Genomic DNA, 13,372 nt, shown 5'->3' on the forward strand with positions numbered 1-13,372 from the left:
ATTAATACTCCTTAAAAAATATCCCTTTTGAACTCAGCCACTCCTTGGCATGCTGAGGAATCGGTGTATTGGAATGGACCTCAAAAGAAGCGCCATTATCTTTAGCTATTCGAGCATGCGCGCCGACATCTGACTTAAACTTATCAAAACCTTTAGATCCGGCTTGAGCATGATCCTCCCAGTATCGGCCAGATTTAGCCTCGTACCATATAGAGTTATTCGCTCCATAAGCCCCGTCAAACTCTCGTCCATTCGTCGAAAAGCTTGGTTTTCCACCCAGTTCTTTATAAAGATATTTTTCAAAATCCTGTCCGATTAAACCTTTTGCAGCTCCATCTTCACTATACATCACCCCCGGATTCAGCTTGTGCTCCGGAGTCACATAGGCACCATCCTTCTGCACCCCATCCAGTTGAGTACCGCCAGTATGAGGCGTTGTAATAACTCCACCACCCTCAGCGTAGCCCCCACTGGCAGGATTCCATCCTGATGCATCAACAATCGGATTGACCAGCTTTCGGTTTTCATCATCTAGCAGGTGAATTGGAAACGGCATGTGGATTACCAACTCCCAAAGCCCCATCGAAACCCTCAGCCGACTCTGCACTTGCTCCTTTGTTTCAGAGACGCCCCGGCTGACACTTTCAATCATGGAGTTGGCCGCGTTACGCATCCGCGCTTGATTTTCAGGTGTGGACGCTTGATAAGCCAGTGCGCCAACCAGGGCAAGCATAACCCCCGAACTAGCGAGCCCCTGAGCATAGTTATTTGCGCCTGCAGGAGAATCGCTGAGGCGGCCGATGAGCGCTGTCAGTTCAACTGACTTCTCAGGGCTCTGACGGGCAATTTCCTGCATTCGAGCGACGAGAAGCTTTTCCCCGTCAGATTTTGGATCTCCGAACTTCTGCTTGAGTCGAAACTCAATAGCCTCCGCACGTCTGTTCTCATCTTTGCTGAAGGCTTTTAGGTAGTTTTCAGTTTCTACCAAGACTCTATTAATTTCTTCGGATGTGCCCTGAAGATTGTCTGGCGACGCGATTAGAACGCCCATGCTGGCCAAGAGAAGGGTCAGCTTTACCATCGTCTCCCGGCTTTTTTCCCCATACAACTCAACACTCTTCTTCCACTGTTCGTACGCCTTCTTCGGACTCGCCACCGCCCCAAGGGAAGAACTGCTCGCATACAGATCCGTACGCGACTCCTCATCCTTGGTGATCTCATACGCCTTGCTCACATCCCGATTCAGCCCGGCCGTTGAATCGGCTCCGGTCTCGGCATCCTTGCGCACCACGATCTCGCCCGCCCCGACGGTGGCGCGCACGATCTGCTCGCGGTCCTTCTGGGAATCCCAGCCGCTGACGCTCCAGCCGGTTTCACCTTCCTTGCCTTTACCCACCTGGCTGCTGTCTTGTGTGGTGCCACTACCGGAGCTGTAGGTGCCGCCCACGTTCAGGTAATAGCCGTGTTCCTTGTCCTTGCCGGCGATATCGCTGAAGCCCAGGGTGCCGGTGTCCAGCTTGAGGTTGCCGTTGTCAGCTGCGATCAGCGCGCCGTCTATCTGGGTGTGGTTTTCGGTGCGGATATCAACTTTGTTCTTGCCAGTGATGCGGGTTTGCTCTTCAACCCAGTCGGTCTTGCCGGTGGTCTGGCCATAACCGACTGAGCCACTGAGCCCCGGAGCAGGACCAAAGGTGGCGGTGACGCTGATGTCGAATTCCTTGCCCTTGACCTTGCCGGTGTCGGCGACCGAAGCAACGTTCAGGTCCCCCCCGACACGCCCGATCACTTCATCACCACGCAGGTTGGCACCAGAAATGTTGGTGTCCTTGCCACTGGTGAAGCCCAGACGGTCCCCGGCATAGAGATAGGCCTCTTGCTGGCGCTCGCCTTCACGCTCCAGATTGCCTTTGCCCATGCTGACGCTGACGTAGACGCCCACGCCTTCTGAACCAAAGGTGAAGCCCGCTTCCCCGCCACCACTGTTGCGGTTGTTCTCGCTGCTGTGGTCGTTCTGCGCGGCGCGGATGTTCAGGTCGTTGCCGGCATCCAGGTCGATGTTGCGTCCGGCCTGGGCCTGGGTGCCGATCAGGTTCAGGTCTTTGCTGGCCTTGAGGTTGATGTCGCGCCCGGCATCCAGTTGGGTGGCGGTGGAGGAACCTTGGCTGCTCTCGGTGTTGGCGGTGCCGAAGCTGCCGCCAACGCCGATCTTGACGCCGCCACTGGTGCCGCCGTGGATGCCGCCCCACATCTCGGTGTTGCGGGTTTCCTCGCTGATGCTGCCCTTGGCCACATCCAGGGTGACGTCGCGCCCTTTGATGTTGATGTCGCGCCCGGCACCCAACTGGCTGCCCTTGACGGTCACGTCGTTGTTGGCCGTGAGGTTCAGGTCGTTGCCGGCCTGCAGGGTTGAAGAGCGGTTGCTCTGCTCGATGATCTCCTGGCTGCTGCTTTGCCTGCTGTTGCCAAGCTTGACGTCAGCGGTCGGCCCGGCGAGGAACTGGCTGACCGAGTCGACGGCCTTGAGGGTGCTGGAGGCTTTGCTGGTGTTGTTTTCACCGTCGCCGGCGCCGTTGACCGCGTCCTTGGTCTTGCCATAGTTGTGGTTAATGGTGACACCCAGGCCACTGCGCTCGCTTTCACGCTGCTGCTCGGTCACCCGCACTTCCCGGGCGGCGTCGATCTTGATGTCGCGGCCGGCCACCAGATTGATGTCGTGATCGGCCCGAAGGTCGGAACCGATCTGATTGATGTCGCGCTTGGCGTTGACCGACAGGTCTGCACCGGCGCTGATCTGGCTGGCGGCGGCGGTCTGGATTTCGACGCGGTTCTTTTCCTTGTTGCGCTCAGCACCGGCAAAGAAACTCACACCGTTGTCGTCACTGCTGACGCCAACGCCGACTTGCTTGCTCTTTTTCCAGTCCTGCTCCGCCGAGCTGTTCTGTGCCGCGACGACATTGACGTCACGTCCGGCGTCGAGGCTGACATTGCGCCCGGCGCTGATGCCGCTGCCCACCACGTTGATGTCGCGCTCGGCCTTCAGGCTCGCATCGCGCTCGGCCAGCACCTGGCTGCCCACGCTGGTGCTGCTTTGCGCCTGGCGCCCGGACTCCTTGGCCGAGGCAAAGGAGACGCTGGCCCCAGAGGAGGAAAGCCCGACCTTTTTCTTGTACTGCTCGCTGCGGCTATAGGCGGTGTCGTTGGCCGAAACCAGGTTGATATCACCCGTGTCCTTGACCAGCCCGGCACGCAGTTCCACATCGTTTCCGGCGGTGGCTTCACTGGCCCGCAAGCGGATATCGTTGCCCGCGGCCACCACCACATCGTTGCCAGCGCTCAGCTCGCTGCCGACCTGGGTCGCGGTGGTTTGCAACTGGCTCTTACCGCTTTTGGACAGGCCAAGGAAACCGGACTTGGTCTTCTTGCTGTAGGAGCCGTGTTCCTCGACGCCGGAGAGGATCGCCACATCGCCGGTGGCGCCCACCATCAGGTCTGCACCAGCCTTGAGCTGGCTGCCGATCACCGTGACATCGCGGCCACCGTTGATGCTCATGCCGCCATCGGCTTTCTTGCTGGTGTTGAGGGTCAGGTCTTTCCCGGCCTCGACCACAGAGGCGATGTTGGTGCTGTGGTAGCTCTCCTGCTGCTTGCTGCTGCTACGCCCGAAGGAACCTTTGCTCTTCTTCGAGTAGAAAGAGGCGCTCTCGTCCTTGGCGGACAGCAGATTGAGATCACGAGTGGCGTCCAGCGCGACGTTTTGCTCGCCCTTCACCTGGCTGGCCACCAAGGTCAGGTCCTGACCCGCCTTGATCGACAGATCGCCGCCAGCGGTCACCGAAGACGCCTGCTGACGTACCTGATCGTTACTGCTGGTGACCTTCTTGCTCTTCGACGCGCGGTGGCTCTCATTGGCCGCAGCCTCGATGGAGACATCACGCGCCGCTGCCAGTGCCAGGCTGCCCTGGGCAGCGACCTTGCTGGCCACCATCTGCAGATCCTGGCCGGCCGTGGCGGAAAGATTGCCACCGACCTGCACTTCACTGCCGTACTGGGTGGTCTGGCTTTGGCTCCAGCTGGTCTTCTTGTGGCGTCCGCTGCTGCTGTTCACTTGCTCGGTGGCCACCAGCGCCAGATCACGCCCCGCCTTGAGACTCGCATCCCCCCCGGCCTGGAGCACGCTGCCGCTGTTACGGATATCGCGTCCGGCGTCGATATTCAGGCTGTTGCCCGCCTCGACCCGAGCCGCGCTGTTGAGGTAGTCGTTGTGCTGGACCCCGCCGCCATAACGGGTGTCCTGGCTGACTTTCGAGCGTTCGTTGATGACGTCGCCCTGGGTCGCTACCAGGCTGACGTCCTTGCCTTTGAGAATCCCACCCTGGGCGTTGCGGATGCTTTGGGTGGCCAGCAGCGACAGACGTTCGTTGGCTTCCATCAGGCCGCTGTTGTCGATGCTCTGGGCGCTGGCCTGCAGTTGAGCACTGGCGCGCAGGGTGCCCTGGTTGGCCAGGGTGCCGCCGGAGATCAGGTTCACATCGCGCCCCTGGATCAGCGCGCCATTGGGCGCCAGGCGGTTGTTGGCCTGGGCCATGTACAGCACCGGTACCAGGACCTTCTCGCCGTTGACCTCCTGTTCCTGCATCCAGACGATGTCGTGGGTCAGGGCCGCAACCTGGGCGGAGGTCAGGGCTATACCGGGTGACAGGTCAAGGGCGGTCTTGCTGGCGATCGCGTTGTCCATCAGGTGGCGGAACATCGCTTCGTCGCTGTCCAGCCCGGCGATGAAACGCTGGCCGGTGCGGGCAATCACCGCTTCGCGGATCAGTCGTTGTTCGTAGAGCCCGTCGCCCAGGCGGCGCTGGGTCTGGTCGCTGTTGAAACCGATGCGGCTGAGCAGGTAGTCAGAACTGATGAACTGCTTGAGGTTGGCGAACGCCGGGTTGGTTTCGATCAGGTATTTGTGTTGCGGGTTGCGGCTGACCTTGAACAGGCCGCTGTCACCTTGCGGCAAGCTGAAACCGGGCAAGGCCAGAGGGTTGACCGCTTGTTGCTGCAGGTCCGCAGCGGCTTGCAGGTTCAGCTGTGGCAAGGTCTGAGTGCTGCTATCCACAGCAGTCATGCCGACCCGGCTGGCACTGGCGGCCACGGTTTCACCCGGACGAATCACGCTGTTTTCCAGCAGTTGGGTGCCGGTGATGTCAACCTTGCCGGCGCCCTGGATGACTGCCGCGGCGACTTCGCCACTGCCGGAGGTCTCGACCTTGCTGAAGCCGCTCAGGCTACCGAGGGCGATAGCTCCCAGTGGCATCGCCGTAGGGTTGTAGCTGGCAGAGTTGGGGTCGTTGTAGGCGTTGTAGCGCCCTATGTTGTTGACGAAGGTGTAGTAGGCACCTTCGTCCTTGGTGTAGATCGAGTAAGCGTAATTACGGATCTCGCCGCCACCGGCACCGATGTTCTTCAGGCTGTTGCTTTGCAAGCTGATATCGCCCGCGGCAGAGACGGTACTGAACTGGTTCTCAAAGCTGTCGCCCTTGAAGGTCAGTTCGGCACCGGAAATCAGGTTGCCGCGCTGGGAGTCCTCGGTGATTTTCGTGCCGTAGACCTCAGTCACCGAGTAATAGGCTTCGCAATGCTTGCCCTTGCAGTTGTCGGTGGAGTGCAAGGTGATACGCCCGGAGGTCAGGGCTGGAATAAAGGCGAACTTCTCCTTGCGGTTGATCAGGCGGTTGGCCAGCAACTGCATGCCATGGGCGCTTTCGATGGTGCCTGAAATGTTTTCGATCAGGCTGGCCGGTTGTTGTCCCGGTGCATTCACATCCAGGCGCCCAAGGCTGTAGATGTCACCCTTATCGTTGGTCAGGCTGCTGATTTCCAGCTGCGTGTCGGCGCCGCTGAAGATCAGCCCGCCCTGGTTGACCAGGGTCGGGGTTTCAATATGCAGGGCATTGCCCGCCCCCAGGGTGCCCAGGTTGGTCAGGCTGTCGACTTTGAGTTGCAGGTCACCAGCCGCCGTGAGCGTGCCGAGGTTCTTCAGGTGACTGCCCAGGGTGAAATCGGCGGCAGCACCGCTGCGTACCTGAGCCTCCTGCCCCAGGTCGGCACGGGCGGCGGAGAAGGTCATGCGCCCCTGGCTCTTGAGAATGCCGTTGCCCTGGTAGGAGCCACTGAGGACCAGTTTCAAGTCGCCATCGGTTTCCAGGCCGCCGTCGTTGATCCAGTGGTTACCACTGGCTTCGATGCCTTCCACTGAAATCAGCTTGCCACTGCGGGTCTGGGTGAAGGTCCCGACCTTCAAGCCGATCTTTTGTGCCTGGATCTGACTGGTGTTGCTCCAGTCCGCCAGGTCCAGATCCAGCCGGCTGTTGGTGATGAAACTGCCGCCGGCATTGCCGGTGTCCGCCAGGGACAACGCAAAGCCTTGCTGCCCCAGGTGGTGCACCAGCCCTTGCTGGTTGCTCAGGCCCCCACTGCTCAGCAGCAAGCGCTGATTGCCGATCTCCACTAGGCCCTGGTCGTTATCGAAACGACCACCAATGCTGAAGCGGCTCTCGCCCTGCTCGCCCAGGGCCCGCAAACGGCCCTTGGCGTTGCTCACTGAACCTGCGTCCACCGCGAGGCTTTCCCGAGACTCGATCAGCCCCGCGTCGTTGTCCAGCTTGCCGGAAAGTGCCAGCCCGATGGTTTCGGCGCTGAGGCTGCCCTTCTGGTTCTGCAGACTGTCGACGGAGAGTTGCAGGTGCTTCTGGCTGGCGATCTCGCCCTCGTTGTTGCGGACCTCGCCGCCCTTGAGTTGCAAATCGCCTGCGGTGGACAGTACATGCCCCTGATCATTGATCAGACGGGAACTGCTGCTGATCTCGACTGCCGCCCCGCGGGCCTGCCCCTGAGAGTTGTCGAAGGTCGCGCTCTTGACTTCAAGCTTGCCAGTCTGGGCGTTCAGTCGTCCTTGCTGGTTGCGCAGTTCATCAGCTTCCAGGCTCAGTTTGCCGGCACCCGTGAGGATCTTGCCGCCGCCGTTGTCGAGGACCTGCTTGACCCTGGCCTTGAGCTCGCCCTGGTTGGCTTGCAGGGTGCCCTGGCGGTTATCCAGGCTGCCGGCATTCAGGGTCAAGTCTGCGCTTTTGCTGAGGATCAGCCCCTGATCGCGGTTGTCCAGAGTGTCGAGCACCACCTTGACAGTCTGCTCAGCGGCCAGGGTCCCGCCACGATTATCCAGACGGCTGCCTTCAACCTTCAGGGCTTGCTGGCCAATCAACTGACCGCCACGGTTATCGATGCTACCGGCCTTGAGGCTCAGCTCGCCCGCTGCCACCAGTTCCGCGCCCTGGTTATCCAGGCGCTCAAGATCAGTCGTGAGACTGCCCCGGGCGTTGATACTGCCCGTGTTGGTCAGACTGCCACCCTGAAGCTGCAGATGGCTGGTGGGGTTGATGGTCTCGATACCCTCTTGCCGCTGAAGCCCCGCATTGAGATGACCGCGGCTGACCACCTGCTGGCCTTCGAGGTGCAGGTTGCCGCCTGCGGTCAGGTTTTTGTCCACCGTCAGTTTTTCAGCGGCAACCACTTTGGCGTTCCGCTCCGCATACACCGACTCGGTCAGTTGCACCGCTTGCGCCTTGAGTTGCACGTCGCCCTGAGCTTGAGCACGAGCCAGGGTCAGCTTGCCGTTGGCATCGATTTGCAGGTCACCACCGCTGGTAGCCATATCACCTGCCAGCTTCACCCCTACACCGGCTTCCGTGCCCACCAGCTTGATCGCCCCGGCGTACATGCCGCCCAGGGCCGAAGAGTCGATCGCCAGTTGCGGCGCATCCGCCGGGTTGGCGGTGCGGGCGGTGGCGTTCAAGGTCTTGGCGTCGACGTCATTGGCCCCGGCGATCACCGCCAGGTGCTTGGCCTGGATCTCGGCGTTGATTTTCGCGCTGCGGGTGATGATTTCGAACTGATCGATATTGCTCGCGTTGAGCCCCGCGCCCTCGATGGACACGCTGCCCTGGTCCACCTGATATCGCTGGATCTGACCGTTCTCGATCACCGGCTTGCCGGTGGTCAGGGTGGCTTTCGGGGTGTTGATGAAGCCGCAGCCGTTGCAGCTGACGCCGTAGGGGTTGGCAACGATGACATGGGCCGATTGCCCGGCCACTTCGGTGTAGCCCTTGAGCTGGCTGGGGCTGCCGCCGTTGACCTCGTTGAGGATCACATTGGCCGCGCGACCACCCAGGTTGGGGTTGCCGATAATGTAGCCACCCAGCTGGGTGCTCTGCAGCTTTTGCGTGGCGTTGTTGAGGATCACCCCCTGCTGGCCGACGTTGTAGTCGCTGAACTTGTTATGGGACAAGCCACCGCCATTGGGCGTGGCAATGTTGACGATGGGCACGCCATTGCCGGCCTGCCCCAGTGTGGTGCCGCTGCCGTTGACCACGATGCCGTCGGCCATCGCCACCAGCGGCTGCCAGAACATCACGTTGGCGAGGATGAACGCCAGTCCACGTTTCGGCAGGCCCCAGAAGGAGTCGCGCGATTGCAGGGCAGCCGAAGGTTGACGAACCAGAAAGGCGAACTGACGAACGTCCATGTCATGTATCTCGGGTAAAGAGCGGAATTAAAGGAACAGGTCCAAACGGAAATAGATCGGTGCTTCGCGTTCACTCAGGGCATCTGGCCGCTTGAGGAAATGGGCAAAGGTCACGCTGGCGGCGAAGCGCTTGCCGCGGAAAAGTCTTTGAGTTGTTCGAGACGCCGCTGCTGTTCCAGCAGGCGATTCTGCCGGTCGCGGATCAGGTCCTGGTCGCCGGCGTTGAAGGTCGGTGCGGGCAAGAGGGCGGCAATCGCCATGTGCAAAGGGCCAGTCTGCTGCAGGCAGGACAGCACACAGCACAACCTCATCCTGAAGGTGGAGATGGACATATTCGATCCTTCGAAAGGGCAGCAAGGGTCACGACAGGGCGGGCGATATTAATGTGCCACTATCCTGGCGTCAAATAAGCGCCGAACGCCTAGACAAACTGCGTATACCCCCGGAATACGGGCCTTGCAGTGGGCGCCGATACTAGATTGACCCCGGCAACCGACACATCAGACGCTTCTGAATCTTCAGGAAAGGTTTCTTGTTAGCGGACTGTTGATACGCCAGCAGACAGCGCCTAACTCACCGACGACAAAACAAAGGACGTCACGGTGTTTTCCACCCCAGGCAAGGCGGCGATGTCATTCCACACCCGGTGCACCCGCTCCGCACTGGCGGCGCTGACCCGCACCAGTACATCGAACTCGCCGCTGAGCACTTCGCACTGGACGATCTCCGGCATCGCCCGCAAGGCCTGCAATACCTCGGCGCCGCGCATGCGGTCGTAGCGGTAGACAAAGATCAGCGCATTGATCCGGGTCTCCGCCCCGCGCCCCTCGCCCAGGCGAATGGTGTAGCCCTGGATCGCGCCGTCCCGCTCCAGGCGTTCGATGCGCTGGCGCACGGCATTGCGCGACAGGTTGACCTTGGCCGCCAGCTCGGCGTGGGCGGCCCGGGCATTGAGGGTCAGTTCGGCCAGGATGCGCTCGTCCAGAGGATCAAGAATCCGCTTCATGGGCTCACCTTGCACCGGTCCATCACCAGGACTCCAGGCAGTGCAGCAGCGCGCCAAAGTCATCCGCGGCCAGCCTCTGCCACTGCAGCGTCGAAGGCGGTGCCACCGGCTCTTGCGGCAACCCGGGGAGGCCCAGCGAACTCAGCAGGCGCGCCGACTTGGCCGGTGCAATCTCCCCCAGGGTGACCATCGGCGCCACCAGGCTGCGGCGGTACAGGCGCGCCGCCAGGACGCCGGTGGCGGCATGGGGATCAATGACGTAGCCGGTGTCCCGGTACAGGCTGACGATCTCCTTGCCGGTCTCTTCATCACTGACCGAATAGGAGTCGATGATCATCCGCGCCTGCAGCCAGGCCTCGTTGTCCAGGGTCATCTCGCCGCTGTCCTCGAAGCCCTGCATCAGCGCCGCCACCGCCTGCGGGTCCTGGCCGTACAGCTCCCAGACCAGGCGCTCCAGGTTGGCGAACAGCGACAGGTCCATGGCCGGCGACAGGCTCTGGCTGGCCTGCCCCCGGGAATACTGGTTCTTCAGGAACAGTTGGTGCAGGGCGTCATTGCGGTTGGTGGCCACGATCATCTGGGTGATGGGCAGGCCCATTTTCTGCACGATGTAGCCGGCATAGACCTCGGCGAAACTGGCCGCCGGTACGCTGAAGCCGATGGGCCGCTGGCCCCCGCCCAGTTGCAGCACGGCATGGAAGTACAGCACCAGCTGGGCCATGACCCCGACCCAGTTGCTGGAGTTGAAGCCGATCACCTCATGCTCGGCCAACGGCCACTGGCGCAGCAAGCGGCTGACCAGGGTCTGGCAATCATCGAAGCTGCCCTCCACGGCGAAGCGCCACAGGCCCGGGTGGTGCGCCGCCTGCAACTGCCGCCCCTGCTGTTCCGGCACCCCGTGCTGCGGATAGAACACCAGCACTCGCGTCTGCGGGCAGTCCTTGAAGGCCTCGATGGTCGCCAGCCCGGTGTCGCCATTGGTGGCTCCCACCAACACCCCGGGGCGCTGCCGGCGCTGGAGAAAGTAGCCCACCAGTTGGGCCTGCAGGCGTGCGGCAAAGTCCTTGGCCGAACCGCTGGGGCCATGAAACAGCTCCAGCAGCCATTCGTTGCGATCGATCTGGCGCAGCGGCGCCACCGCGCGATGGCCAAAACCGCTGTAGGCCTGGCCAAGCAGATGCTTGAAGTCGGCCTCGGGCAGGCTGTCGCCGACAAAGGGACTGAGCACGCGAAAAGCCAGTTCGGGGTAATCCAGGGTCGACCAGTTGGCGATTTCCTGGGGGCTGAAACTCGGCAGCTGCTGCGGCACATAAAGCCCGCCATCGGCAGCCACGCCAGACAGGACCACGGTTGCAAAATCCACCTGTTCGATGGCACTGCGGGTACTCACATAACGCATGCTTGGCTCCGGCCAGTCATTTGTAGCGATGGGCCTGCTCCACCAGCCAGGTGGAAAACTTCAGCGCATCGGGGTGTTGCTCGGCGTCAGCGCCGCGCACCAGATAAAAGGATTCGCTGGCCTCGATACGCTGCTCGAAGGGCTCCACCAGACGCCCGTCGGCCAGCATTTCAGCGACCATCGAGGAACGGGCCAGGGCCACGCCCTGGCCCAGTTCGGCCATGCGCAGGGTCGAGATCAGGGTGTCGAACTGCATGCCCCGGGACGAGTCCACGCGGCTGGCGCCAGCGCGCTTGAGCCAGTAGCCCCAGCCCTCCTCATAGCCCAGTACATGCAGCAGTTGATGCCGGGCCAGATCGTCCGGCACCTGCAGCGGCAAGCGCGCCAGCAAGGACGGGGCGCAGACCGGGAACAGGCTGTCCCAGGTCAGGCGCTGGGCCACCAGCCCCGGCCAGTGGCCGCGGCCCCAGCGGATCTCCATGTCGTCCTCGCCGTCCAGTTCCTTGACCCAGATATTGCTGATGTAGCGCAGGTCCACCTGGGGCTGGGCCTGCTGGAAGGTCACCAGCTTGGGCGCCAGCCAGTGGACGAAGAACGCCAGGCTGCCGCGCACCTTGATCGGCCGGTGCTGGTGCTGGCCGAAGATCTCGTTGGTGCCCACCGCCAGCCGGGTAATGGCGTCCTGCACCACCGGCAGGTAGGAGCGCCCCTCCTCGGTCAGGTCCAGGCCCCGGGGCAGGCGCTTGAACAGCGCCACCCCGAGGTGGCTTTCCAGTTGGCGGATCTGCTGGCTCACCGCACCCTGGGTGAGGAACAGTTCCTCGGCGGCGTGGGTGAAGTTCAGGCAGCGGGCGGACACTTCGAAGGCGCGCAGCCAGTTCAGCGGGGGCAAGCTTTTCTGCTTCATGGCCTGACTCTCATGGACACCCTGGAGACCGCTCCCGTTCTTCAGCCCTGAAGGGCATCGGACGAGCGTGCCAGAGGTGCCAGGGCCAGGCGCCGCTGGCGGCTACTGCGGGTAATGTAATACACGAAGTAGCACCAGGCGATGAAGGGCACACCGAAGTACAGGGCCACCCGCTGCTCGGGGTCGAAGCCGATGCCGACACAGGCCAGGGCGCAGCAGAACAAGGCCCCCAGCGGCACCCAGGGATAGCCGCGGACACGGAACTTGAGCTCGCGCACATCACCGCCGTTGGCCACATAGTGACGGCGGAAAGCGATCTGGCTGGCGGCGATGCTCATCCACACCACCACCACCGCCAGCCCGGAAATCGACACCAGGGCCAGGTAGATGGTGTCCGGGGCGAACACACTGCTGAGCAACGAGGCCGCACCGCCGGCCATGCTCACGATGATCGCGTTGAGCGGCGTGCCCATGCGGGTCAGGGCCGAGAACTGCTTGGGCAGGTGGCCCTGGTCGCTCAGGGTCCAGAGCATCCGCGAGGCGGCGTACAGCCCGGAGTTGGCGGCGGACAGCAGCGCGCTGATGATCACGAAGTTCATGATGTCCGCCGAGTACGGAATGCCGATGTAGGTGAACACCGTGACGAACGGACTTTCCACCAAACCGGCCTGCTCCCGGGGCAACAGGGTGGCGAGGACGAAGATGGTGCCGACGAAGAAGATCGCCAGGCGCAGCACCGTGGTGCGGATCGCCCGTGGCACATTGCGTTGCGGGTCGCGGGTTTCACCGGCGGCAATGCCGATCAGCTCAGTGCCGGAGAAGGCGAAGGACACCGCCAGCAGGGTCATGGCAATCGGCATGAAGCCGGTGGGGAACAGCCCCTCGCGGGTGAAGTTGCTCAAGCCGATACTGTGGGCCTGATCGATGTTCAACAGGCCCAGGATTGCCCCGCCACCCACCACCAGGAACACCAGCACGGTGATCACCTTGACCAGCGACAGCCAGAACTCGGTCTCGGCGAACAGCCGCACCGAGACCACGTTGGACAAAAACACCACCAGGGCGAACAGCGCGCTCCAGATCCACACCGGGGTGTCGGGAAACCAGCGGGTCATGAGGATACCGGCGGCGGTGAATTCCGAGCCGATGGCCACGGTCCAGGTCAGCCAGTACAGCCAGGCCACGGTGTAGCCGGTGCCGGGGCCGAGAAAGCGCGTGGCGTAAGTGCTGAAGGAGCCGGTCTCGGGCATCTGCACCGCCAGCTCGCCGAGGCACATCATCACCATGTACACCATCAGCGCGCCGATGATGTAGGCGATCACCGCACCCAGCGGGCCGGCCTGGTTCACCGTGTAGCCGGAGGTGAGGAACAGCCCGGTGCCGATCACCCCGCCGAGGGCGAGCATGACGATGTGCCGGGTCTGCATTTCTTGCTTGAAGCCGCCGCGCAAGTCGGTCTGTTGTTCTTGTAGGGACATGATGGTTCTCATG

General features: G+C 62.1%; 6 protein-coding genes. All 6 read right to left on the minus strand.

Annotated features, from left to right (window positions below; genetic code table 11):
• Window position 1 precedes the first annotated feature (1 nt).
• The 6 genes from PFZ56_RS24460 to PFZ56_RS24485 all read right to left on the minus strand — a co-directional run bounded on the left by PFZ56_RS24460 (window position 2) and on the right by PFZ56_RS24485 (window position 13,359).
• Entirely contained in the window at window positions 2-8,569 is an 8,568-nt protein-coding gene (locus PFZ56_RS24460; RefSeq protein WP_394304493.1) for a hemagglutinin repeat-containing protein, read from the minus strand.
• 110 nt (window positions 8,570-8,679) lie between these two features.
• A complete protein-coding gene (locus PFZ56_RS24465; RefSeq protein ID WP_110596077.1) occupies window positions 8,680-8,901 on the minus strand; it encodes a hypothetical protein in 222 nt (73 codons plus the stop codon).
• 236 nt (window positions 8,902-9,137) lie between these two features.
• Window positions 9,138-9,575: an Lrp/AsnC family transcriptional regulator gene (locus tag PFZ56_RS24470; protein ID WP_170004869.1), complete on the minus strand. Its 438-nt coding sequence runs from the start codon at window positions 9,573-9,575 to the stop codon at window positions 9,138-9,140.
• A 22-nt stretch (window positions 9,576-9,597) separates the two neighbouring features.
• Entirely contained in the window at window positions 9,598-10,974 is a 1,377-nt protein-coding gene (thrC, locus tag PFZ56_RS24475; protein ID WP_170004867.1) for a threonine synthase, read from the minus strand.
• Between the two features lie 16 nt (window positions 10,975-10,990).
• Entirely contained in the window at window positions 10,991-11,881 is an 891-nt protein-coding gene (locus PFZ56_RS24480) for a LysR substrate-binding domain-containing protein (protein ID WP_170004865.1), read from the minus strand.
• A 41-nt stretch (window positions 11,882-11,922) separates the two neighbouring features.
• The gene (locus tag PFZ56_RS24485) at window positions 11,923-13,359 is read right to left on the minus strand and encodes an amino acid permease (protein WP_102864785.1); all 1,437 of its coding nucleotides are present in this window, start codon (window positions 13,357-13,359) and stop codon (window positions 11,923-11,925) included.
• Between the last annotated feature and the right edge of the window lie 13 nt (window positions 13,360-13,372).

The organism is Pseudomonas danubii, from assembly GCF_042980055.1.
Taxonomy (GTDB): domain Bacteria; phylum Pseudomonadota; class Gammaproteobacteria; order Pseudomonadales; family Pseudomonadaceae; genus Aquipseudomonas; species Aquipseudomonas danubii.

Coding starts and splice junctions, on each gene's coding strand:
- PFZ56_RS24470 (WP_170004869.1), bottom strand. CDS start 9,575: ATGAAGCGGATTCTTGATCCTCTGGACGAGCGCATCCTGGCCGAACTG.
- PFZ56_RS24460 (WP_394304493.1), bottom strand. CDS start 8,569: ATGGACGTTCGTCAGTTCGCCTTTCTGGTTCGTCAACCTTCGGCTGCC.
- thrC (WP_170004867.1), bottom strand. CDS start 10,974: ATGCGTTATGTGAGTACCCGCAGTGCCATCGAACAGGTGGATTTTGCA.
- PFZ56_RS24480 (WP_170004865.1), bottom strand. CDS start 11,881: ATGAAGCAGAAAAGCTTGCCCCCGCTGAACTGGCTGCGCGCCTTCGAA.
- PFZ56_RS24485 (WP_102864785.1), bottom strand. CDS start 13,359: ATGTCCCTACAAGAACAACAGACCGACTTGCGCGGCGGCTTCAAGCAA.
- PFZ56_RS24465 (WP_110596077.1), bottom strand. CDS start 8,901: ATGTCCATCTCCACCTTCAGGATGAGGTTGTGCTGTGTGCTGTCCTGC.